The following is a 23,138-nucleotide window of genomic DNA, read 5'->3' on the forward strand; positions in this document are numbered from 1 at the left end:
AGCGAAGCCTTTCCATCTATTATCTGCCCGCTTCCAATCTCTCCAAAGCACCATGCACAATCTTCCCTTTAAACATAACAGCAGCCCGACGAGATTTTCTCGCAATCGCTTCCGCAGAGCAGGAGCTTTCTGCAAACACAATGCTTGCCTCGTCGCCAACATTTGGCCATGCACGGTTGCCATCTTTATCGAGCGTTGTTTTTCCTCCGGTGATGAAGTACAAGGATTGCACCAATGATTTCTCATCGACCCAACGGTAGCGCTCGACCAGACGGTTTAGCTTATCCAGCATATCGCCTGTACCATATGGCGACCACGAATCGTAGAATCCATCGTAACCAAGTGCGACTTGTACGCCTTTGGCATGAAGCATCGGAACAGGTGGCATCGCCCGATTAATCGGAACGGTCGTCATGATCATCGTTCCCAGCTGGGACAATCGATCTGCCATGTCCGAGCTTTCCTCCATAGACACATCTCCGAGCGCAAAGGCATGACTGATCGCCATACGGTTTTGCCAACCAGCTTCTTCAGTCAGATCGAGCAGTCTTTTGATCGTATAAAAGCCGAGTGTCCCCGGATCATGCAGGTGAATATCGACATCCGCATCTGCTTCCACCGCAATGTCCATCATTTCACGCAAGGAGCCTTCCAATTCATTATCAATCCCAGCCGGGTCCAAGCCCCCAACCAGTGTAGCGCCTTCCTTCATCGCTTGTCTCATCAAGGAGCTTGCTTGTGTGCGCAGGAGCCCCTGCTGCGGGAAAGCAACGATTTCATACGTCAGGCGATCGCTGTACTCTTCCAGGGCTGCACGCACACCCTCCAGGTTTTTCAGCCCGATGTATGGATCGATGTTGACATGTGTGCGCACATGTGTGGCACCGCCTTTGATATGCAACTGGAGCATCGCTTGTGCGCGCTCCTTGGTCGTCCCAGTTATCAGCGGCATTTCTTTTGCTTCGAACTCCAAGCGATCGATCAGTTTTTTCGGAGGAAGGCAAGACTTCCAGGTTGCGCCTGCATACGTTTTGTCCAGGTGATTATGCTTTTCAACAAAAGAGGGGAGGGCCAATAAACCTTTTGCATCTTCTTGCGGTAAAGTGGTGTCGAGTTTTTCGTTCGCCGATACGATCTCTGCGATTTTGCCGTCTTCGATTTTCAAATGACAGATTTCTGAGAGTGTGTGAAAGACGCCGTCTTCTCCTGTTTCAAATCCTTTATCGAGACGAACGTTGGTTAACCAAAAAGCTTGCATCACTAGAAATCAGCCCTTTCTCTATCTTGCATTTAGTGGATGAGAGTCCAGTCTAGCTGTCTAAGTTAATTGTAGTGAATATTTCGAATAAGTTTTTTCATCTTTTTTACTAGTTTTTGCATGATCTTTACGTATTGCTTGGAATCTTGCGTGTTTTCGAAAAGGAGTAAAGATTGTGCAAATACATGTAAAGGTTTTGAAACAAATTTTACAGAATATTTCCTATAATAACAAAGGATACAATGGAGTGGAGAGGCCGGAACGAGAAAGAGTAGGGAGGATCATCATGAAAAAGAAAATAACCGCAAAATATGTCATCGGTTTTGACGGCGAAGATCATGTGATTATCAAGGATGGGGAAGTCGTTTACGAGAATGACACCATTGTGTATGTGGGGCACCATTTTGATGGCGAGGTAGATGAAGTGATCGATGCTGGCAATGCAGTAGTCAGCCCGGGCTTCATTGACCTGAATGCGTTGGGTGATATTGATCACGACATCGTACATCTGGAGCAAGCTTCTGCTAGAAACAAAAACATGCTCTGGTCGGAAGATTACTATCGCAAAGGCTACCATGAGGTAATGACCCCTGAGGAAGAGGCGTTTAAATCCCTTTTCGCTTACAGTCAACTGATTCTAAATGGGGTAACGACAGCGATGCCGATTACATCCGTCTTCTACAAGCGCTGGGCGGAAACGTATGAGGAGCTGGCAGCCGCAGCCGATCATGCAGGACGCTTGGGATTGCGTATGTACATGGGGCCGAGCTATCAATCCGGTATGCGCGTCGTGAAGGCAAATGGAGAGATTGAAGTACTGTGGAACGAAGCGGAAGGACAAGCAGGTCTGGAGCGGGCCGTACAATTCGTCAAAGATTTCGATGGGGCTCACAACGGACTCATCCGTGGAATGCTGGCGCCAGAACGAATCGAGTCACAGTCTGTAGAGAACCTGATCAACACAAAGCGCTACAGCGAAGAGCTCGGATGTCCTATCCGTCTGCATGCTGCACAAGGTCTCTATGAATATACGGAAATCCATCGTCGACACAACAAATCACCGATTCAGTTCCTGAATGAGATCGGCTTCCTCGGAAAGAAAACGGCAATTCCGCACGCACATTTCATTCCAGGGTTTAGTAAAGCGAAATTCGGAGAGGGAGACGATTTGGCGATCCTCCAAGAGACAGGCACGACCGTGATTCACTGCCCGCTCGTAGTCGGTCGCCATGGCGAGGCACTCGAATCGTTTGCCCGTTACAAACGTCGCGGCGTCAACATCGCGATTGGAACCGATACGTTCCCGCCTGATTTCATCCAAAACATTCGCACAGCCAGCATGCTGTCTCGTTTGGTGGAAGGCGATTGTGCTGACTCCAGCTACGCGGATATTTACCGCGCAGCAACATTAGGTGGCGCACGTTTCCTTGGCAGAGATGATCTGGGACGATTGGCGCCGGGGGCTAAAGCAGATATCATTGCCATCGATCTGGACGGTTTCCACATGGGTGCGGTTGATGATCCAATCCGTACGATCATCACATGTGGCTCAGGTCGTGATGTGAAGCTCTCAATCATCGCTGGACGCACCGTAATGAAAGACCGCCTTATGCCAGGAGTTGATCTGGAAGAGATCAAAGCAAAGGGACAGTGTTACTTTGACAAAATGCGTCTGGGCTACGTCGAGCGCGACTATCAACAGCTGGGCGAAAAAGAGCTGTTCAAGCCTTCTTTCCCAATCGTGAGCAAACCATAGCCTGAATAAATAGAAGAAGCACAATCTGCTAGAAACGGCGGATTGTGCTTTTTTCACTTACCGGATGAACCCGCCTTCGGAATGCATAATCTGTCCGGTAATCCACTCCGCTTCGTCACTTGCCAAAAAGGCGACAAGACGCGCTGCATCTTCGGGCTGTCCAATCCGTCCCAAAGGAAATCGCTGCAAAATGTTTTGCCTGATTTCTTCGTTCATCCAGCCTGAGTCGGTGGGCCCAGGATTTACAGCGTTGACCGTAATCCCTCGCGTGGCTACTTCGGCAGCCAGTGTCGTCGTCAGGGCATCCACGGCTCCTTTTGTTGCCGCATACGCGATCTCGCTGACCATCGGGCCTTTGGACTGACCAGATGTCATGTTGATAATTCGGCCTCCGCGTTGTTGAGAGAAGCGACGTGCAAATTCCACACTGAGCATTGTGGTTGCTCGCACATTGATGGCATAATGTGCGTCCAAACTGGCAATATCCAGTGCCTCGTAGCCGTCATTTGTCGAGTAGCAAGCGTTGTTGACGAGGATGATTGGTTCGCCCAGTTGTGCTGTAGCTGCGTCGATCACCTCTTTGTAGGCATCAGGCTGTGACAGGTCGATCTCGATCCCGGCACATTTAACTCCGTAGCGTCTGATCTCGTCCTGCAAGATTGCGGGTTCATCCGTTTGAATCCCATGCGTCATGGATTGGTCATAGGCGGTCCAATACGTATGGAATATATCGGCGCCGTGTGAGGCTAGCATTTTACAGATAGCAGCCCCAATTCCTTGAAGACGGCTGGCTCCTGTTACTATGGCAATTTTTCCGTGCAAGCGAAGGTGTGTGGTCATACAAATCCCTCCTCATTCTGTCCCTATACATTCTTTTCGGGATACCTATTCCTTTCATCCTGCATACGAAGTAAAAAAACGATCACGAAAACTTTGCGAAGTTTTCGCTAAATAACCATAAATTGTAGGGGTAGGAGAAACTTACGCTGGAAATCATGCAAAATTGTTGCTATTTTGTATATATAGGAAGTTGTTCAAATAGTGGATTTAATACTAAGGGAGATGTAGAAGATGGAGTGTCAGTTAACAATTACCCGGACAGAACAGAAAAAAGAAAAACCAGCTTCTGACAAGCTGGGGTTCGGTGTTCATTTTACCGATCATATGTTCACCATGGATTATACAGAAGGTAAAGGATGGCATGATCCACAAATTGTTCCTTACTCTCCGCTGACATTGGACCCGGCAGCAATGGTGTTCCATTACGGGCAAGCTATCTTTGAGGGCTTGAAAGCTTATCGGAATCAAGAGGGCAAGGTTCGCTTGTTCCGTCCTGATCAAAATTTCAAGCGTATGAACCGTTCATTGGAGCGTATGAGCATGCCGTTGATCGACGAGGAATTCATGGTCGAGGCATTGAAACAGCTGGTGGCAGTAGATAAAGAATGGATTCCAACAGAAGACGGACAGTCTCTCTACATTCGTCCCTTCGTAATTGCGACAGAGCCATGCTTTGGTGTGCGCGCTTCGTATACGTACAAATTGGTGATCGTGCTCTCTCCAGTTGGAGCGTACTATGCGGGTGGCATGAAGCCCGTGAAAATTTACGTAGAAAACAATTATGTTCGTGCGGTAAGAGGCGGAACAGGAAACGCAAAAGTGGCAGGTAACTACGCAGGCGGTCTGAAAGCACAAGTGGAAGCAAAAGAAAAAGGCTATGAGCAAGTGCTGTGGCTCGATGGCGTAGAGAACAAATATATTGAAGAAGTAGGCAGTATGAACGTGTTCTTCAAGGTAAAAGGGGAAGTGTGGACCCCATCATTGAACGGCAGCATCCTGGAGGGTATCACGAGAGATTCGACCATCCAATTGCTCAAGGACTGGGGAATTCCAGTCGTAGAGAAGCGGATCTCGATGGAAGACCTGCATACCGCTTACGTCAACGGCGAGCTGGAAGAAGCATTCGGTACCGGAACAGCGGCTGTTATTTCCCCGGTCGGTGATCTGAACTGGAACGGACATCAGATGATCATCAACGGTGAAAAAACAGGGGAATTGACAACGAGACTGTACGACGAGATGACAGGAATCCAATACGGTGAGCGTGAAGACAAGTTTGGCTGGTCGGTAGAAGTGACAGAATAATCACGCCAGTAACACAAGAGGCATAGCCTTCTCTTTTTCGAAAGAGGGCTATGCCTTTTTTGATCGTGTAGGAAAGTTCATCTTGACAGGAGGATGTGTAAAATACTACCATTTGTGGTAATACCACAAAAATTTGTTATAGGACCAGCGGCACAGGGAGGCGATCATGACATTGGAGAAAAAAGGGGGAAAGAAAGAACGGGCGTCAGATCAAATTGAGATGAAACTAATCAAGGCAATTTTGACCAAAGAGTATCCTACAGGAAGTACGCTGCGACCGGAACGGGAGTTGGCAGAGTACTACGGGGTAGGTCGGCCAACCGTTAGAGAAGCACTGCAACGCTTGGAAAGAGATGGCTGGATCACTGTGCGGAAAGGGCATCCGGCAATTGTCAACGATTATTGGCATCAAGGCAATGTAATGACCCTTGTCCATATCATTCAAAACCACGACGATGTTACGGATGAGTTTATTTCGTACTTGCTGGAACTGCGGATATCGTTGGCGCCTGTTTACATTCGTAATGCGGTTGCTGCTCATCGGCCGAAGGTAGTCGCATTGCTTGCCAATCTCGATCAACTGAAACCTGATGCTGATTCTTATGCAGCGTTTGACTGGGAGCTGCAGAAAAATCTGACGAGGCTTTCTCCAAATCCTATCTATTTACTGATTGTAAACAGTTTTGATTCCTTTTACCTAAAAATGGCGCGGAGGTATTTTTCCATCCCGGAACACCGCGAGGCATCTTGGCACTATTACCATGAACTGTTGAACGTCTCTTTACAGGGAGATTTCATCGAAGCAGAGCGTGTAGCCAGAAAGGCAATGGAAAAAAGTTTGGAGCTGTGGAGAAACCGAACCGTGTTGGAACAAGACAAGTGAAGGAACACGAGAGGAGGGCGTTCTGTTGAAGGCAAAGTTTCTGAAGGAATTCTTTACGTTTCCGGATATCCTCATCATGAGCATTCTACTTCTGATTAGCTTGTCTTTCACTATTTCTGAATGGTACGTGTTGGAAACCTGGGTGGCACTCGTGGCGGGGATGATTGGATATGCGGCAAGCGAATACTTGATTCATCGATTTCTCTTTCACCTTAAACCGCCTCGAAATCCATTTTTTCTCCATTTGTTAAAACGCTTACATTACGATCATCACGCCGATCCGAACAACTTGCACCTGTTGTTCTTGCCCGTGTGGTACAGCTTGCCGCTCATTGCAGGAACCGGCGCCATTTGTTATCTGCTTACTTCCGACGTGATTGTGACCAATGCCTTTGTTACAGGCGTGATAGGATTTCTGCTATTTTATGAATGGACGCATTATATCGCCCATCGTCCGGTTCAACCCATATCTCCATGGGGGCGCTGGATGAAAAAGCTCCATCTATGGCATCACTTCAAAAATGAACATTATTGGTACGGTGTTACCAGCCCTGTATTTGACGTCATGCTGGGAACTTACAAGAATGAACAGGATGTCGAGAAAAGCTCGAAAGTGAGGGATCTGGAAAGACGATGGGACAAAGATGTTGAACTGTAAATGGTCTTTAGCCCCCCGTCATTTGTACCCGTATAAAAGAACATATTTCAACATCTTTTGCACGGCCATCCCTTTTTTAGGGATGGTTTTTTATCTTCTTTACGTTGTAAAAGGTACCGATGAACCAATAAAGCTAGTGAGAAGAAAAAGCACAGGGCTCGTAGACCTTGACAACGCCTACCCAGTCGGAACTTCAAAAAGGGGACCACGCTTGTCGAACACTTCTTCCTTGAGAAACATCCGCCCGTAGGGTGGCTTTGGCTCGACGGTCCCCTTTTTTAAGTGGAGACGTCCAGTGAATCCCCCCTGCTGGCGTGTCAGAGTCGAAGAGACCTGTGCTTTTTCTTCTCCTCCACTATGGTAGGTAGCTTCAATAGAGTTATTTTGAACATTCAAAAACCACATGGTAAAGAAAATGAAAAGAAAGGTAAAGATATTGAAAAGATTAATAGTAAGAAAATTAGTAATATTTAGTCATGTCATATTCTTTTCATTCTATCATCCAGAATAAGGGGGCATTCACAGTGAAGAAGAAGCACATGCTAGGATCCATCCTCGCCCTGTCCGTCTTGCTTTCTACAGTCTTGGCAGGCTGTGGTGGCAGTCAGACATCCAGTGGGACGAATTCCGCGTCCAACTCCAATCAAGCTTCGACTAGCCCCGCGTCTTCATCGGCCGCAGCGGGTGGAGGCGGTACCTTGATTATTGCGCGCTTGTCCGATGCGAATAATCTGGACCCGCATTTCAGTACCCAGATTAATTCCATGGCAGTGACGCAGCACAAGCTCTATGAAGGTCTGGTCATGATGGATCGGAATAGCGAGTACAAACCTCTTTTGGCAAAGGAATGGAAGCAAAAAGACGATGTTACCTGGGAATTTACACTGCGTGACGGTGTTACCTTCCATGACGGGGAACCCTTCAATGCTGAGGCTGTGAAGAAGACAATCGACCGTATCCTGGACAAAGACAATCCGACTCCCAAAGCAAACATGTTTGGCATGATTAAAGAAGTGAAGGTCATTGACCCACTGAAGGTAGAAATTATTTTACATTATCCGTTCGCAGGGCTATTGTCTGTACTGGCGAGTGCCGAGGGTGGCATTATCAGTCCAAAGGCGATTAAGGAATTTGGCAAAGAGTTGTCCAAGAAACCAGTTGGGACGGGGCCGTTCATCTTTGAATCATGGACGCCTGGACAAGAAATCGTCATGGTGAAAAATGAGAAGTATTGGGGCACCCAACCGAAGCTGGAAAAAGTCGTTTTCAAGACTATTCCTGAGGATGCGACACGCGTAGCCATGGTGGAGACAGGTGAAGCCCATGTCGCAGAACAGCTTCCAGTCACTGAACTGGAAAGGGTACAGAATTCGCAGAGCATGTCTTTGGGACGATTCGAATCATTTGCAGTTGACCATATCGGGATGAACGTCAAGCAGAAGCCTTTTGACGATGTTCGCGTTCGTCAGGCCATCGCCCATGCGATTGATAAGGAAGCGATTATTAAAGGGGTTTACAACAATGTCGGAAAAGTAGCCATCTCGTCATTAGGGCCAAAAGTCATCGGCTACAGCCCGAGTATTAAAACGCCGGAATACGATTTGAACAAAGCGAAGCAATTGCTCACCGAAGCAGGCTACGCCAACGGATTCAAGGCAACCATCTATCTCAATGACAACAAGGCACGGATCAATGTGGCAGAAGTGCTGCAATCCCAGCTGAAGGGAATCGGCATCGACTTGCAGATTCAAGTGATGGAGTTCGGCGCGTATCTGGAATTGGCGGCAAAAGGTGAAGCGCAAATGTTCATTAGTGGTTGGGGCAATGCGACCGGGGATGCAGATTACAACCAGTACAACCTTTTCCACAGCACGTCAGCAGGTGTGCCAGGCAACCATTCCTTCTATAATAATCCGAAAGTCGATGCGCTGATTGAAGCGGGTCGTAAGGAGAAAGATCCAGAGAAGCGCAAGGAAATCTACGCAGAGGCACAGCAAATCGAGATGGAGGAGGTGCCGTTGCTGCCATTCCGCAGCAGTGAAAACCTCGCAGCCATTGCAAAAAATGTACAGGGTGTGTACATCAGTCCATCCGGGTACATTGACGTGAGCCAAGTGACGATTCAATAGCAGGCGCATGAGACCTTCTCCAACAAATGGAGGGGTCTTTTTTTGAACACGCATTGTTCGTATAAAAGTAGAAATACTGAAAAAAAAGAGTAAAGAAAGTGAAAATACAAGTAAAGAGAGTGAAAATACAATGCCAGAATAGTGGGTAAAATGAAATATGCGCGAATGGTCGAAATATTCAAGTGCATCTGGCGCAAAAAACGGTCACGACCGTTTTTTTGACCGCAAGCGGTCACATCAACATTTATGAAAAACGTCGAGACGTTTTTCACAAAACAGGGGGATAACTACATGAAAAAGACGCGCTTTTTCCAGACGCTGCTTGCCATGACCGTTGCGGTGTCTACAGCGTTGGCAGGCTGCTCACAAGCACCTGAAGCAGGAGGGAGTACCAATTCATCTGGGCAAACCAATGCTTCTGCACCAGCCGGCAAAGAAGGCGGGACACTCGTCATCGCCCGTTTGTCTGATGCGAACAACCTTGACCCACATTTTCTAACGCAAATCAATTCCGCTGCCATCATTCATCACAAGGTATACGAGGGTCTTGTTCGGATGGACAAAGAAAGCAAATATGTAGGCTCACTCGCTTCTGAATGGAAGCAGCTCGATGATGTGACATGGGAATTCAAGCTTCGCTCTGGTGTGACGTTCCACGATGGCACACCATTCAATGCGGAAGCTGTGAAAAAGACGATTGCTCGTGTCCAAGACCCGGCAGTAGGCTCTAACCGCGCCAATTTGTTTGAAGCAATCAAAGAAGTAAAGGTCGTGGATGATACAACGGTTCAATTCATCCTGCACTATCCATACGCACCACTCCTGTCCGTACTTGCCAGTGCAGAGGGTGGCATTTTGTCACCAAAAGCGATCGAACAGTATGGGAAAGACTTGACCAAGCATCCAACGGGAACAGGGCCTTACAAATTCGAATCATGGACACCTGGTCAAGAAGTCGTCCTGGTGAAAAACGATAGCTATTGGGGCGACAAACCGAATCTGGACAAAGTCGTCTTCAAGACCGTTCCAGAGGATACGACCAGACTCGCGATGGTCGAGACAGGAGAAGCGAATGTAGCTGAGCAATTGCCAGTGACAGAAGTCGATCGGGTGAAAAATTCTCCGAGTATGACACTTGGTCGTTACCCTGCTTTCGCTAGCGATCATATCGGGATTAACAACTCGAAGAAGCCGTTCGATGATGTGCGCGTTCGTCAAGCGATTGCACATGCGATCGATAAGAAAACCATCATTCAAGGGGTCTACAACGATGTCGGGACGGTTGCTCATTCTTCCATTACCCCGTCCATGGTTGGTTACAGCCCGAATGTAAAAGACTTGCCTTACGATCTGGAAAAATCCAAAAAGCTGTTGGCGGATGCTGGATACGCGAACGGTTTCAAAGCAACTATTTACTTAAATGATAACAAGGCACGAGTTAGCTTGGCAGAAGTGTTGCAGCAACAGCTGAAACAAATCAATATCGATTTGGAAGTGAAAGTGCTAGAGTTCGGAGCTTATATTGAAGCAGCCAACAAAGGCGAAACAGAATTGTTCCTCAGCGGTTGGGGCAATGCCACAGGCGATGCAGACTACAACCAATACAATCTGTTCCACACGAAGTCGCAAGGAGCAGCCGGCAACCATGCTTTCTACAGCAATCCGGAAGTGGACAAGCTGATCGATGAAGGCCGCAAAGAGAAAGACGAAGAAAAACGGAAGCAAATCTACGAAAAAGCACAGCAAATTGAAATGGACGAAGCCGCAATGGTACCATACCGCTTCTCAGAAAACCTCGCAGCGATTCAAAAAGGTGTAGAAGGAGTTTGGATCAGCCCAGCAGGACACATTGAGATCGACGATGTAACATTGCCATAATTTTCAGCGAAAAGTGCTTCATGATCAGCATAGCTTCGCCCATTGGGAACGAGCTATGCTGATTAATTATACAAAGAGGAATAAAATGGGGGCGAGTCTATGAAAAAACAAAAGATGCTAGGTTCAATGCTGGCAGGTATCCTGAGCGTTGGCCTCGTGCTTACAGGCTGTTCATCAGGTACAGAGCAAGATGCGGCAGGGACTCCGGCAGCGAAGGAAGCTCCGGCAACAGATCAGACGCTGGTGATTGCACGGCAGTCTGACGCAAATAATCTAGACCCGCACTTTATTTCAGCGATCAATGCAGCGAGTGTGGTCCATCACAAAGTGTACGAAGGTCTCGTCCAGCGAGATGATAACATGGCGTTCAAACCGATGCTCGCCACGGAATGGAAGCAGTTGGACGATGTCACCTGGGAGTTCAAGCTGCGTCAGGGAGTCAACTTCCACGATGGTACGCCGTTTAATGCCGAAGCGGTGAAAGCAACATTCGCACGCGTCCTCGATGAAAAGGTCGCCTCTCCACGTGCGTCTCAGTTCAAGATGCTATCGGAAGTCAAGGTAGTGGATGATTACACCGTTCATTTCAAGCTAGCCTACCCGTATTCCCCATTACTGTCGATCCTCGCCAACCACGAAGGTAGCATTATTAGTCCAAAAGCAATTGAGCAATACGGCAAGGAGCTGAGCAAACATCCCGTCGGTACAGGGCCATTCGTATTCGAATCGTGGACACCTGGCCAAGAGATCGTACTCGCGAAAAATGACAACTACTGGGGAGAAAAGGTAAAATTCAAGAAGGCTGTCTTCAAAGTCGTACCAGAGGATACGACACGCGTAGCCATGGTAGAGACGGGAGAGGCGCACATCGCTGAACCATTGCCGGTGACAGAAATTGACCGCGTCAGTAATTCCCCTCATATGAGCTTGTACCGTACAGAGGGCTTGGGGACAGATTTCATCGGGTTCAATACCAAGAAAAAACCGTTTGACGACGCCCGTGTTCGCCAGGCGATCAATTATGCGATTGAGACCGATGCGATTATTAAAGGTGTGTACAACGATGTCGGTACAAAAGCGAATTCCGCAATGAGTCCGAAGGTTCTGGGATACGATGAGGCGTTAAAAGGATACGAGTTCGATCCGAACAAGGCGAAGGTCCTGTTAAAAGAAGCAGGCTATCCGGACGGCTTCAAGACAACCTTGTGGACAGGCGATCGCAAGGAACGGATTAATGCAGCGGAAGTAATCCAGTCCCAGTTAAAGGGAATCGGCATTGAAGTAGAGGTAAAAGTGCTTGAGTATGGAGCCTATTTAGATGCTGAAGACAACGGTGAAACAGAGCTGTTCATCAGCGGTTGGGGCAACGCCACTGGTGACGCTGACTACAACCAGTACAATCTGTTCCACTCCAGCTCTTTGGGCAAAGGCGGAAACACAACATTCTACGTGAATAAAGAAGTAGACAAGCTGATCGAAGAGGGGCGCCGCGAGCAGGATACCGAAAAGCGCAAGCAAATCTATGCAAAGGCGTTGGAGATTGAAAAGCAAGAAGCACCAATCATCCCAATCCGTAATCTTGAGCATGTCGCTGCAGTCGCGAAAAACATCAAAGGCTTCTGGATCAGCCCTTCTGGGTACATGATGATCAATGGCATTACGATTGAATAACGCAAACATTTAGAGAGAAAAGGATGGAGACGGAGCATGAAAGAAAGCTTGTGGATCAAAAATGCGAGTCTGGAATGTGGTTATAAAGAGGCGAATGGCATCGTGACGGGAACAAAGACGGAGCGTTTTCATGTCTTGCTCACGGACGGTTGCGTGGAGAAAATCGTACCGGCTTCTTCTGATATACCTGATGGGGTATCTGTGTGGGATGCACAAGGCCTACTGATGCTTCCTTCTTTCCGGGAAATGCACATTCATTTGGACAAAACATTTTATGGAGGTCCGTGGCAAGCCGTTCTTCCTGCTCCCAATCGTTTTTTTCGAATCGAACAAGAGCAGGAACTGCTGCCCCGCCAGCTTCCCGTCGCTCGTGAGCGTGCAGAAAAGCTGCTGGAGTTAGTGCAATCACACGGTGCTACTCACGTGCGAACCCATTGCAACATTGACCCGGTCATCGGGTTGAAAAATCTGGAAGCGACATTGGAGGCATTGGCAACTTACCGTGAAAAACTTTCCTGGGAAATTGTCGCGTTTCCCCAACATGGTTTGCTGCGCAGTGATTCCGTTTCCCTCGTCCGTGAGGCGATGAAGCATGGAGCCGGCCTCGTCGGTGGGGTCGATCCTGCCACGTTTGACGATGATATCGAGAAATCTCTTGATACGATGATGGACATAGCGGTGGAAGCGAATGCGGATGTTGACCTGCACTTGCACGAGCCTGGATATTTGGGTGTTTATATTATGAAAAAACTGGCTGCTATGACGAAGGATGCGGGGTGGCAAGGTCGAGTCACTGTCAGTCACGCTTATGGGCTAGGAGAGGTTCCGACTGCTGTGGCAGAAGAGGTCGCGGAGCTTTTTGCCGAACAGCAAATCGCTGTCATGTCAGCTGTTCCCATTGATATGCCGACCATCCCGATTCCATTGCTTCATGCCAAAGGCGTCCATGTTGGATTGGGCAATGACAACATCACCGATCACTGGGACCCATTTGGAACCGGAGATATGCTGCAAAAAGCAAATCGTCTGGCTGAACGGTTCCGTTGGATTGATGAGCGATCTCTATCGCGAGCACTGGGATTCGTTACAGGTGGCGTGACTCCACTGGACCAAGCTGGGAATCAGGTTTGGCCGAAAGTAGGAGATGAGGCAAATGCGGTTTTCGTCCGTGCCAAATGCTCCGCCGAGGCTGTTGCTAGACTATCTCCGAAGGAAGCGGTGGTTTTCTCGGGCAAGATGGTTTGGCAGAAACAATCATAAAGATAGTAAGCGCAATCCGATCTTCTTAGGGAGGTCGGATTTTTCATTTGTTAGTGATAGTAGCTGTAGTGAAGGAAGAAGTGCATTTCCAGTCTACGCTTCGGCCTCCGCCCCGCAAGGAGGATTGACTGCTCGCTTCGGAATAAATGGCGGGAGCGCTTCAAACGTAGAAGTTTCGAGGAAGGGTTTCATAAGTGAAGCTTAAAACCCCCGCCATTTATTCCTACGCTGGGTTGGGCTCCAGAGGCACTTGGACTGGAAATGCACTTCTTCGGGCGTAGCTTTGATTAATTACTTGAAGTCTATTCAAGAAGGTTACTTAACTAACTATGAATGATAAAAAAGGACAATCATGAAGAACCTTCAATCATTTTCTTGTTGCTTTCATATACAGATCGGAAAATCAGCAAAAGCAACGTCAAAGAAGCGTGTTTCCAGTCATAGCGCCTCTGGAGCCCAACCGAGCGGAGGGATGAATGACGGGAGCGTTTTTAGCTTCAACGTGCGAATACGTCACCGAGGCTACGAATCCATGTATATTTCTAACTGTACAAAATTAAATAAAAGTAAAAATATTATAAATTGATGTAAAGATGCTGAAAGGTTCGGTTGAAAATCTACCGTATAATGCAAATAAGAAATACATTCAGAATTTTCGACAGTATTCTACAGGGGGTAGACACAAATGAAGAAAACGCGCATGGTCGGTTCCTTGTTGGCTCTGACATTGACGGTTAGTGTTGCGCTGACTGGATGTGGTGGCGCGAGCTCGGAGCAATCCGGTTCAACGAATACAACTGCTGCAGAAGCTCCGAAAGAAGGGGGAACCCTGATTGTAGCTCGCAAGGCAGACGCCAACAATCTAGACCCGCATTTCATCTCTAATATTCCTTCGGCAAACTATGTGTATGGAAAAGTGTATGAGAGCTTGGTTTCTCGCGATAAAAACGGCGAGTACAAGCCTACACTCGCTACTGAATGGAAACAGCTCGACGACTTGACATGGGAGTTTAAGCTTCGTGAGGGCGTTACGTTCCACGATGGTACACCCTTTACAGCAGAAGCTGTGAAAAAGACGTTCGAACGTGTACTCGATCCAAAGGTGGCATCACCGCGTGCATCCAACTTCTCCATGATCAAGGAAATCAAGATCGTGGATGACAAGACTGTACATTTCGTGCTGGAGTATCCTTTTGCACCGCTGCTCTCCATCTTGGCTAGCTCAGAAGGAAGCATCATCAGCCCGAAAGCAATCGCCGAGCATTCCGATACATTGGCGAAGCAGCCTGTAGGAACCGGACCTTTCAAATTTACATCGTGGGCACCGGGTCAAGATATGAAACTCTCGAAAAATGATACCTACTGGGGTGAAAAGCCAAAGGTCGATGAAGTATTGTACAAGGTCGTTCCAGAAGATACGACACGCGTAGCGATGATCGAAGCAGGCGAAGCGCACATTGGCGATCAGCTTCCTGTGACGGAAGTAGAGCGTGCACAGGCATCTCCTGGCATGAACATGGTGCGTGCAGAAGGCTTGGGTGTGGATTATATCGGCTTTAACGTGCAAAAGAAGCCATTTGATGATGTACGCGTACGTCAAGCTATCGCGCATGCTATCGAAAAGCAAGCCATTGTACAAGGGGTATACAACAATGTAGGAACACAAGCTGTTTCCTCGATGTCCCCAAAAGTAATCGGCTACAACCCGAATCTCCAGGATTACTCGTATGATGTCAATGCAGCAAAAGCACTGCTCGCAGAAGCAGGTTACCCGAACGGCTTCAAGACATCCATCGTGACAGACGACCGTAAAGAGCGCATGAACGTAGCAGAAGTCATCCAGTCACAGTTGAAAGGCATCGGCATTGATTTGGAGATCAAAGTAATGGAATACGGTGCGTATCTGGAGCACACAGACAATGGTGAGCATGCGATGTTCATCGGGGGCTGGGGCAATGCTACAGGTGATGGCGACTACAACCAGTACAACGTCTTCCACAGCACTTCGAAAGGTAGCGCAGGTAACATGGCGTTCTACAACAATCCAGAGGTAGACAAGCTGATTGAAGAAGGACGTCGCGAAAAAGATGTACAAAAACGCAATGAAATTTACGCAAAGCTGCAAGAAATCGAGCTGAAGGAAGTACCGATCCTTCCAATCCGCACGATTGACCATGTGGCGGTTACATCCAAGAATGTAAATGGCTTCTGGCTGAGCCCTGTTGGCTACTTGATGCTGGATGAAGTATCGATCAACTAAAGATGATAGAAGGGATGGCGTTTGTCGCTGTCCCTTCTTTCGTCAATAGAGAGGAATTCACGATCTGCACCGGGAATGTAACTTGGGGAAAAGAAATGCGCAAGAGACAAGTCATGGGGTGGAAAACATGCAGGAAGAGCAGCTAGACATTTTTGACGAAGCAGGACAGCACATTGGGGTAGAAGCGCGTAGCGAGGTACACCGTTTGGGTCTGTGGCACCAAACCTTTCACTGCTGGATTTATCGCGTAGTAGATGACCAGATCGAATTGTTGTTCCAAAAAAGACATCCACAAAAGGATACTTGTCCGAACTTGCTCGATATTACCTCTGCCGGTCATCTTCTCGCTTCGGAACAGCCATGTGACGGCGTACGGGAATTGGAGGAGGAGCTGGGCTTGTCCGTGAGCTTTGAGGAATTGGACAAGCTAGGCGTGATTCGTGATGTAATGTTTGCCCCCTCCATCATTGATAAGGAAATGTGCCATACATTTTTGTATGAATGCGATCAACTCTTACGCGAGTACCGTGTACAGGAAGAAGAAGTCACGGGGCTGTTTTGGGTCAGTCTGCATGAGCTAGAGCGGTTGTTTGCGGGCGAGATCGGGCAGATGACGGTGAATGGATTTTTGTTAACGGAAAATGGTGAGCAAAAGGATACAGCGATGATCGTGGCCAAAGCTGACTTTGTTCCACATGAAGTGCATTATTACCAGCAGGTGTTTGCAGCAGTGAAGCTACGCGCAGCTAATCGATAACCCTGATCGGAAAAACAATGCCTCGCTTGTCATCGACAAGACGAGGTTTTTCGTTGGCTGAGAAAGAATGTTCTCTAATGTGATATACTAGACAATGCTTTTTGCTGCTCGCGATCATGCGTAGATAGAGAGAGGAGATCGAGATGAGACTACAGATTATGATTGCCCTAATGCTCTCGACATTCCTTGCTGCGATGGAAGGAACGATTGTGAGTACAGCTGTACCACGTATTACGAGTGATTTGGCAGGCTTTGAACAGGTGAGCTGGGTATACGCCATCTACATGCTTGCCACTGCCGTATCTGCTCCCATTTACGGCAAGTTGGCTGATTTATTTGGCCGAAAAAACGTATTGTTAATCGGGATCGGTATCTTTTTGTTAGGTTCCACGCTCTGTGGAGTGGCGACGTCGATGTGGCAGCTCATTGTTTTCCGTGCCATTCAAGGCTTGGGTGCAGGTTCAGTCATGCCGATTACGATGACCATCATCGGAGATTTGTACACCGAGCAGACTGCCAGAGCAAAAGCGCAGGGCTGGATTAGCGCTGTATGGGGACTTTCCGGTGTGGCAGGTCCGCTGGTCGGAGGATTTTTGGTCGATACACTGACGTGGCGTTATATCTTTTTTCTTAACTTACCTTTTGGCCTCGTATCGTTTTTCATGCTCGTCTTTTTGTACAAGGAAAAGCTTGCCGTCAAAGAAAAGCGCCATATCGATTATCCGGGCGCGCTTATTTTTTCGCTCGGGACCATCGCCTTGTTGTATGCCTTGTTAACAGGTAGCCAAAATCAATCCTGGACCAGTCCGGTGACGATTTCCTTGATCGTATTTGCTTTGGTGACCTATCTGGTGTTTGTATCGGTGGAGAAGAAATCGCCTGAGCCGCTGATTCCGCTTTCGCTTTTTACCAATCGAAACGTGGCCATGACCAATCTGCTGACACTCTTGACCAATGGAATTGTAATCAGCATGGTGGTGTACTTGCCGATCTGGAGCCAGGGAGTCTTGGGAGAAAGTGCGACAATGGCTGGCTTTGTCCTGACACCGATGCCAGTTTGCTGGACGATCGGCTCTATCCTTGCCGGGAACTTGTTAGGCAAGCTGCGAGCTGAACAGCTATTTATCGCAGGGACAGCCGTTCTGACCGTAGCGACAACATTGTTGAGCTTCCTGTCCGCTCAGTCAGCGGGATACCTCATTTATGTGGCTGTAGGCTTAATTGGTTTGGGAATGGGGCTCATTTCTCCGATCATCATGGTAAAAATTCAATCGTCCGTTGCAGTCGATAAGAGGGGGACAGCGGTTGCCCTCAATACATTCACGGGTACATTTAGCCAAACCTTCGGGGCAGCCGTATTCGGAATGTTGTTCAACATGGTGACTGTAGCAAGTGGTCATACGAATTTAGGAGCTTCCTTTGAACACGGATCGATTCCAGTGGCACAGCTGGCACAGATCCGAGACTTATTGGCTAGCGGTGTTCATGTGGTCTTTACAGGCACATTAGTGCTTGGGATAGGCAGCTTTGTTCTGGCGCTTGTGATCGCAAAAGGAAGCCGAGTCAAACAGACACACTAATTCGAAGACGTCCGCCGAGTGCGGACGTTTTTTCAATAATTGGTTACAGTTTTCCAAAAAATGCAAACTTCATATTGCCAGTTGTTACATTCATCGATACTATTTTCCTAGATGCCCAAATTCTTGCTGACAGGAGTGCATGAGACGATGGAGGAGATTCGACCGGTTTCAATTGACGATATCGATGAGGTCGTTAGGATTGCAGCGATGAGCTACCCTGGAAGCAATCTACTGGGTGCAGAGAGCAGACAGCGATTTGCCGAACGCGTAAGGGAGACGATCGAAAACGACCCACATGTCAGCTACCACGGATGCTACCGTGATGGAAGACTAGCGGGTATAATGAAATGGTGCGATTTTCCTATGAATGTTCACGGTACACCGCTTTTGACTGGCGGTATTGGGATGGTCGCCGTAGACCTTTTGCATAAAAAGGAAAAAGTGGCCATGTCGATGCTACAAGGTTTTCTTTCCAGTTATCGGGAGCGGGGAATCTCGCTGGTCTCGCTCTATCCGTTTCGTGTTGATTTTTACAAGCAAATGGGTTTTGGAATTGGGACCAAGGTTCATCAATACAAGTTCAAGCCGTCCAGCCTACCATTTGTAGGCAAGGACAAAATCGTCTATATAGGAAAAGAGGACAAAGAAGAACTGTCTGCTTGCTATCACCGAATCGCCCGTCAAACACATGGCATGATCAAGCGTACAGATCGAGAGTGGGACAGAATCCTCGATAGTCCTGAAATGGTTACCGTGGGCTACAAAAAGGAAGGGAGGCTATGCGGCTATCTCGCTTTCCAGTTCCAGAGCGCCCATGAAAAAAACAAACTCTTCAACAACATAGAAGTAAGAGAGCTTCAGTATGAGAACCGCGAAGCACTTGCACAACTGCTCTCTTTCCTGCGTAGCCAGGCCGATCAGATTCAACGGATCGAATTTACGACGCCGGACGAAGATTTTCACTTGTTGCTATCTGATCCGGGCAACGGAACGGATTCGATATTGTGGAGCATTTATCATGAGAGCCATGTATCTGGAGTCGGTCTGATGTATCGAATCATTGATGTGCCGGGATTTTTCCGTCAGTTGTCCCACCACCGTTTTGGTTCGGAAACGGTAAATGTAAAGCTGACGATCCGCGATTCGTTCCTGCCTGAGAATGAAGGAACATGGCTCATCAAGTTTGTCGATGGACGTCCGGAATTAGGAGAGGCAGTGGAGCCTTGCGTTTCGGTACAGCTAGATATTTCGGATTTTTCTTCGCTTGTGATGGGGGTAGTAACTGCCCGAAAACTGTATCAATACGGCCAATTGGAGCTGGATGCTCCAGAAAAGCTTCCGATTTTGGATAGGCTGTTCGCTGTTCCTGAGAAGCCGCGAAGTGTGACTACCTTCTAGAAAAGAAGATTTGTCACGTTTTTGACACATTTGGTTATCTTATTTTGCTTCCTCCCATATGTTGTTAGTAAATGGGAGGAGGCAGGTTTTATGATCTTTCTTACACTGGTTATCTTTTTTGCGTTTCTTTTGATTGTTTGGGTGGTCGTTAGACTCCTCTTCCGGCTGGAAAAGCATGATTCCATTACACATGATGAGAGAGAATTATGGAATCGCTTTCAGGTGAAAGAGCAGGAGATCAAATATCGAAAGCCCAAAAAATAAAAAGAAAGGCGCCAAGGTGACAGGCGCTCTTTCTTTTGCGTGTTCCCCACTATGAGAAGAGAAAGAAGGAGAAAACAATGCCAGGTAGATCAGAGGGGCATCAACGTGAATTTTTTCGCTTACGTCTAGAATACTCCCTCTGTGCAGACATGACCATTGTGCTGGTCAAAGGGAAAACTATGGAGATTGGGAGCACGCAGGTATTGATCGAGGATATCGGGGCAGGTGGACTTCGTTTTCTCTCTCATCTCAAAATGCCGGCAAATGATCAGCTCGTTCTGCAGTTTGCGACGGAATTGTGCGGACAGGCTCTGAAAATGTACGGTCACGTAGTTCGCACGATTCCGTGGGAAACGGACTATTACGAATACGCTGTACGGTTTACTATGGAAGAGGAACAACATCTGGAGATTAATCGCTTGGTAAACCGACTGGCGATCCGCTATCGGCAGAATCGGTCAGCATCAGAAGGACGTTTCTTTAAAGGTGATCGCCTGGCATTTTTAAAAGAGTTGGCTCAAGCAAGTCTTGCGATGCGAGCCAGTGAAGCATAGACAAAAAGGCTTTCTGTTGTACGAATACACAACAGAGGGCTTTTTTGTTTGACACAAAACAAACGCAGTGATAAGTTATCTATAATAAATCAAACGAATAAAGGTTGTGTTTATAGATGAGTCTTCATGAAGCGTTTTGGAGCGCTTCCCTTCAAGAGTGGAAGCAAGGTTACATCGAACAAGACGAACATTTTATGTGTTTGCTCTGTGGGGAACAGGTGGAGAAAGGAATTATTTATCCAGTGCAGGGTGTCCTGTACGAAGCGTCCCGTTTTATGCGTCATCATATCGAGGTTTCGCACGGTTCTGTCTTTACTCACCTGAGCCAGTTGGATAAACGATTGACGGGCTTGTCTGATCATCAGGTTAATTTGCTTCGCCTCTTTTACCAGGGCAAGACAGACGCCGAGGTTCAAAATGAAATGGGGATTGGCAGTGCATCGACGATCCGTAATCACCGCTTTGCACTCAAGGAAAAAGAACGTCAGGCCAAGGTATTCCTGGTCATGATGGAGTTATTGCATGAAGCGGATAAAAATCAATCGTCCAATGATGCCAAATCAAGCAAGCAAAAGAATACCTCGAAAGATGACGATGCCGCAGAGTATGCCGCGATCGTAAAGAGATTCTTGCCGAATGGACTATCAGGTCGATTAGAGCGCTTCCCGCGCAAACAAAAGCATAAACTCATCCTCCTCGAAGAGATTTCCAAAAAATTTGAGCTCGACCGTTTCTACACCGAGCGAGAAGTGAATGAGATTCTGGAAGGTCTCTACGACGATTATGTGACCTTGCGGAGATATTTAGTCGATGTCGGTTTGATGGATAGACAGGCGGACGGCAGTCAATATTGGCGGATCGCAGTGGAAAATGAAGGAGAGGAACGAGGGGCGCAACAGATGAATCGCAAGCAAGAGCTCAAGCAAATGTACAAGGAAGTAGAAACAGATGCAGGCGTTTATCAAATTAAGAACAAGCAAAATGACAAAGTGTTCATCGCCAGCACGAATAACCTAAAAACGATCAACGGTAGAAAGTTCATGCTTCAGCATGGCTCACACCCTAATCGTGAGCTGCAAAAGGACTGGGATAAATACGGTTCGGACGCTTTTGAAATCGAAGTACTAGAAAAGGTTGAGAAGAAAGACCATCCGTATTTTGATGGGAAGGATGCACTGGAAAAACTCGAAGATAAATGGATGAAAAAGCTGGCGCCATATGGTGATCGAGGCTATCACGTGCAAAAAGATCCATCCTAGTCTTGTCCATCATCCAGCATGCGGAATCGCTCCAAGTGATCCCACAGACCTTCCTTTTGCAAGATCTGGATTTGTTTTTCGCCAAGTAAATCAAAATGTGGGAAGGGTGCACGGTTATGAATGTAGACAGGATCGAGTCCGTTGGCAAGGCACCAGTCTGTCAGTAACGAATAATTGGCACAGCCTACTTTTGTAACGGTTTTGATTCCGGGAAACCGGGGGTCCAGCCAATAATGGGTGAGAAATGCCAATTCGCCTCGACTAACGGTTTGCTTCCAACGGTTCAGTTCGTCTCGTGTTATCCCAAATGCCACTCTTCCTCATCCTCTGCAAAGCGGTCTTGTTTCTCACTCATTAATAGCATGGAATGGTTTAAACGTCAAAAAGACAGTTCTCCCCCGGGGATAGCCGACGGAAACTGTCTTTTTGTGCTTCGTTGCTTACCGAACTCCTGTTGGAAGCTGAGGTGGGACGTAATTCAACTCTTCGTCCGCGGTGATGTAATCGGTGTTGACCATGAGAAGTAAATAGCGTTTGCCGGTTTGCGGATCGCTGATAATGATGTGGTCGCGGCCAGCTGTTTCGAGGACGCCACGGAAAATTTTGGCGTTCCATTGGCTGTTGTTTTCAAACGTTTGGTACACCGTAATGACTTTGCCTCGATTCAGGCGAAGGATGTTTTCGATGTACGATTCTTCCATTACTTGCCCAGGAGTAATGGGCATTCCAGGAATCAAGGATCCGCTTGGCTGCATCGGAACCAGTTGAGGTTGCTGCTGTTGAATCATCTGCTGCTGTTGCTGAGGTATGCCGTATGGATACTGTGCGGATGGGTACATGTCGTAGCCGTATTGTTGTTGAGGGTAACCAGTGTAAGGCATTTGTTGACTCATGATGAACTCGCTCCTTTATCTATCTAATCTTTTTAATAGACGCGTGGACAATCTGCTGGTGTTGGAATGAAGAAGCAGTGTGCCTTATAGCGACCGGAGTTTTGTTGATCCCACCAGGTAGGAGGACAGTTTCCGGCAGGACGGTAGAACCACAATGCGTTGCTCGCGGGGCGGGTTTTCTCTCCATTGACTGCGCGCTGTGCCAGTCTTTTGTCTTTTTCCCTGGCCCGTTGATAGAAATACGGCTTCTGGATCGCTTCGAATCCTCCTGGAGATTGATAGACCATGTCACGCATGCTGCGAATGTTTTTGAAGTCAAGGCAGTTACCTAAAATCCGATTTACCCCAACGTTGCCAACCATCAGCATGCCCAACTCACCTTCACCCTCAGCCTCGGCCCGAATCAGTCTGGCAAGCATATCGACATCACTGGAGTTCGCTTTGATGACGGCCATTGCTTCACCTCCTTCCACAAAAATCACAATAACAATATATGGGCGAATAATAGATTGGTGATTGGCCCGATAAATTTTTC

20 protein-coding genes are annotated in these 23,138 nt (G+C 47.7%); 15 read left to right on the forward strand and 5 right to left on the reverse strand.

Features of this window, described 5'->3' with window-relative positions:
* Window positions 1-19: 19 nt before the first annotated feature.
* Entirely contained in the window at window positions 20-1,261 is a 1,242-nt protein-coding gene (locus tag ACM6JA_RS19470) for an amidohydrolase family protein (protein WP_414853662.1), read from the reverse strand.
* A 283-nt stretch (window positions 1,262-1,544) separates the two neighbouring features.
* Between ACM6JA_RS19470 and ACM6JA_RS19475 the strand changes: the two genes are divergently transcribed.
* Window positions 1,545-3,014, forward strand: coding sequence for an amidohydrolase family protein (locus ACM6JA_RS19475; protein ID WP_414853663.1), 1,470 nt, complete (start codon window positions 1,545-1,547; stop codon window positions 3,012-3,014).
* Window positions 3,015-3,071: 57 nt separating this feature from the next.
* On the opposite strand, the gene ACM6JA_RS19480 is transcribed toward ACM6JA_RS19475, so the two are convergent.
* Window positions 3,072-3,854: an SDR family oxidoreductase gene (locus ACM6JA_RS19480; protein WP_414853664.1), complete on the reverse strand. Its 783-nt coding sequence runs from the start codon at window positions 3,852-3,854 to the stop codon at window positions 3,072-3,074.
* Window positions 3,855-4,085: 231 nt separating this feature from the next.
* On the opposite strand from ACM6JA_RS19480, the gene ACM6JA_RS19485 reads away from it, so the two are divergent.
* The 14 genes from ACM6JA_RS19485 (at window position 4,086) to ACM6JA_RS19550 (ending at window position 21,710) form a co-directional block, all read left to right on the forward strand.
* Window positions 4,086-5,159, forward strand: coding sequence for a branched-chain amino acid aminotransferase (locus tag ACM6JA_RS19485; protein WP_414853665.1), 1,074 nt, complete (start codon window positions 4,086-4,088; stop codon window positions 5,157-5,159).
* A 166-nt stretch (window positions 5,160-5,325) separates the two neighbouring features.
* The gene (locus tag ACM6JA_RS19490) at window positions 5,326-6,042 is read left to right on the forward strand and encodes a GntR family transcriptional regulator (protein ID WP_414853666.1); all 717 of its coding nucleotides are present in this window, start codon (window positions 5,326-5,328) and stop codon (window positions 6,040-6,042) included.
* A 25-nt stretch (window positions 6,043-6,067) separates the two neighbouring features.
* On the forward strand, window positions 6,068-6,700 hold the full coding sequence (locus tag ACM6JA_RS19495; protein ID WP_414853667.1) for a sterol desaturase family protein: 633 nt from the start codon (window positions 6,068-6,070) through the stop codon (window positions 6,698-6,700).
* A gap of 524 nt (window positions 6,701-7,224) precedes the next feature.
* Window positions 7,225-8,829: a glutathione ABC transporter substrate-binding protein gene (locus ACM6JA_RS19500; protein WP_007728624.1), complete on the forward strand. Its 1,605-nt coding sequence runs from the start codon at window positions 7,225-7,227 to the stop codon at window positions 8,827-8,829.
* A gap of 291 nt (window positions 8,830-9,120) precedes the next feature.
* The gene (locus tag ACM6JA_RS19505) at window positions 9,121-10,707 is read left to right on the forward strand and encodes a glutathione ABC transporter substrate-binding protein (RefSeq protein WP_007728623.1); all 1,587 of its coding nucleotides are present in this window, start codon (window positions 9,121-9,123) and stop codon (window positions 10,705-10,707) included.
* 99 nt (window positions 10,708-10,806) lie between these two features.
* Entirely contained in the window at window positions 10,807-12,378 is a 1,572-nt protein-coding gene (locus ACM6JA_RS19510) for a glutathione ABC transporter substrate-binding protein (protein ID WP_414853668.1), read from the forward strand.
* 36 nt (window positions 12,379-12,414) lie between these two features.
* Window positions 12,415-13,638 carry an amidohydrolase family protein gene (locus ACM6JA_RS19515; protein WP_414853669.1) on the forward strand — a complete coding sequence of 408 codons (1,224 nt, stop codon included), beginning with the start codon at window positions 12,415-12,417 and terminating at the stop codon, window positions 13,636-13,638.
* 685 nt (window positions 13,639-14,323) lie between these two features.
* Entirely contained in the window at window positions 14,324-15,898 is a 1,575-nt protein-coding gene (locus ACM6JA_RS19520; protein WP_414853670.1) for an ABC transporter substrate-binding protein, read from the forward strand.
* Window positions 15,899-16,025: 127 nt separating this feature from the next.
* The gene (locus ACM6JA_RS19525) at window positions 16,026-16,655 is read left to right on the forward strand and encodes an NUDIX hydrolase (protein ID WP_414853696.1); all 630 of its coding nucleotides are present in this window, start codon (window positions 16,026-16,028) and stop codon (window positions 16,653-16,655) included.
* Between the two features lie 143 nt (window positions 16,656-16,798).
* Window positions 16,799-18,235 carry an MDR family MFS transporter gene (locus ACM6JA_RS19530; RefSeq protein WP_414853671.1) on the forward strand — a complete coding sequence of 479 codons (1,437 nt, stop codon included), beginning with the start codon at window positions 16,799-16,801 and terminating at the stop codon, window positions 18,233-18,235.
* Window positions 18,236-18,382: 147 nt separating this feature from the next.
* The gene (gene eis, locus ACM6JA_RS19535; protein WP_414853672.1) at window positions 18,383-19,633 is read left to right on the forward strand and encodes an enhanced intracellular survival protein Eis; all 1,251 of its coding nucleotides are present in this window, start codon (window positions 18,383-18,385) and stop codon (window positions 19,631-19,633) included.
* Between the two features lie 90 nt (window positions 19,634-19,723).
* Window positions 19,724-19,897, forward strand: a complete 174-nt coding sequence (locus tag ACM6JA_RS19540; protein ID WP_007728597.1) for a hypothetical protein — start codon at window positions 19,724-19,726, stop codon at window positions 19,895-19,897.
* A gap of 77 nt (window positions 19,898-19,974) precedes the next feature.
* On the forward strand, window positions 19,975-20,451 hold the full coding sequence (locus tag ACM6JA_RS19545; RefSeq protein WP_414853673.1) for a PilZ domain-containing protein: 477 nt from the start codon (window positions 19,975-19,977) through the stop codon (window positions 20,449-20,451).
* A gap of 116 nt (window positions 20,452-20,567) precedes the next feature.
* On the forward strand, window positions 20,568-21,710 hold the full coding sequence (locus ACM6JA_RS19550) for a DUF2087 domain-containing protein (protein ID WP_414853674.1): 1,143 nt from the start codon (window positions 20,568-20,570) through the stop codon (window positions 21,708-21,710).
* Here ACM6JA_RS19550 and ACM6JA_RS19555 read toward each other — a convergent pair.
* From ACM6JA_RS19555 to ACM6JA_RS19565, 3 genes are all read right to left on the reverse strand, one after another.
* Window positions 21,707-22,024 (reverse strand): hypothetical protein, encoded by a 318-nt coding sequence (locus ACM6JA_RS19555; protein ID WP_414853675.1) that lies wholly within the window; start codon window positions 22,022-22,024, stop codon window positions 21,707-21,709. The two genes, ACM6JA_RS19550 and ACM6JA_RS19555, sit on opposite strands and share 4 nt — an antisense overlap.
* A gap of 126 nt (window positions 22,025-22,150) precedes the next feature.
* Window positions 22,151-22,603 (reverse strand): spore coat protein GerQ, encoded by a 453-nt coding sequence (gene gerQ / locus ACM6JA_RS19560; RefSeq protein ID WP_047070942.1) that lies wholly within the window; start codon window positions 22,601-22,603, stop codon window positions 22,151-22,153.
* A gap of 32 nt (window positions 22,604-22,635) precedes the next feature.
* Window positions 22,636-23,058 (reverse strand): cell wall hydrolase, encoded by a 423-nt coding sequence (locus ACM6JA_RS19565; RefSeq protein WP_414853676.1) that lies wholly within the window; start codon window positions 23,056-23,058, stop codon window positions 22,636-22,638.
* Window positions 23,059-23,138: the final 80 nt, after the last annotated feature.

This window comes from Brevibacillus sp. IT-7CA2, assembly GCF_949767855.1.
Taxonomy (GTDB): Bacteria; Bacillota; Bacilli; order Brevibacillales; family Brevibacillaceae; genus Brevibacillus.

Excerpts from the sequence above, each read along its gene's own strand:
- ACM6JA_RS19475 (WP_414853663.1), top strand. The coding sequence starts at position 1,545 with ATGAAAAAGAAAATAACCGCAAAATATGTCATCGGTTTTGACGGCGAA.
- ACM6JA_RS19480 (WP_414853664.1), bottom strand. The coding sequence starts at position 3,854 with ATGACCACACACCTTCGCTTGCACGGAAAAATTGCCATAGTAACAGGA.
- ACM6JA_RS19485 (WP_414853665.1), top strand. The coding sequence starts at position 4,086 with ATGGAGTGTCAGTTAACAATTACCCGGACAGAACAGAAAAAAGAAAAA.
- ACM6JA_RS19490 (WP_414853666.1), top strand. The coding sequence starts at position 5,326 with ATGACATTGGAGAAAAAAGGGGGAAAGAAAGAACGGGCGTCAGATCAA.
- ACM6JA_RS19505 (WP_007728623.1), top strand. The coding sequence starts at position 9,121 with ATGAAAAAGACGCGCTTTTTCCAGACGCTGCTTGCCATGACCGTTGCG.
- ACM6JA_RS19510 (WP_414853668.1), top strand. The coding sequence starts at position 10,807 with ATGAAAAAACAAAAGATGCTAGGTTCAATGCTGGCAGGTATCCTGAGC.
- ACM6JA_RS19515 (WP_414853669.1), top strand. The coding sequence starts at position 12,415 with ATGAAAGAAAGCTTGTGGATCAAAAATGCGAGTCTGGAATGTGGTTAT.
- ACM6JA_RS19520 (WP_414853670.1), top strand. The coding sequence starts at position 14,324 with ATGAAGAAAACGCGCATGGTCGGTTCCTTGTTGGCTCTGACATTGACG.
- ACM6JA_RS19525 (WP_414853696.1), top strand. The coding sequence starts at position 16,026 with ATGCAGGAAGAGCAGCTAGACATTTTTGACGAAGCAGGACAGCACATT.
- ACM6JA_RS19530 (WP_414853671.1), top strand. The coding sequence starts at position 16,799 with ATGAGACTACAGATTATGATTGCCCTAATGCTCTCGACATTCCTTGCT.
- eis (WP_414853672.1), top strand. The coding sequence starts at position 18,383 with ATGGAGGAGATTCGACCGGTTTCAATTGACGATATCGATGAGGTCGTT.
- ACM6JA_RS19540 (WP_007728597.1), top strand. The coding sequence starts at position 19,724 with ATGATCTTTCTTACACTGGTTATCTTTTTTGCGTTTCTTTTGATTGTT.
- ACM6JA_RS19545 (WP_414853673.1), top strand. The coding sequence starts at position 19,975 with ATGCCAGGTAGATCAGAGGGGCATCAACGTGAATTTTTTCGCTTACGT.
- ACM6JA_RS19550 (WP_414853674.1), top strand. The coding sequence starts at position 20,568 with ATGAGTCTTCATGAAGCGTTTTGGAGCGCTTCCCTTCAAGAGTGGAAG.
- gerQ (WP_047070942.1), bottom strand. The coding sequence starts at position 22,603 with ATGAGTCAACAAATGCCTTACACTGGTTACCCTCAACAACAATACGGC.
- ACM6JA_RS19565 (WP_414853676.1), bottom strand. The coding sequence starts at position 23,058 with ATGGCCGTCATCAAAGCGAACTCCAGTGATGTCGATATGCTTGCCAGA.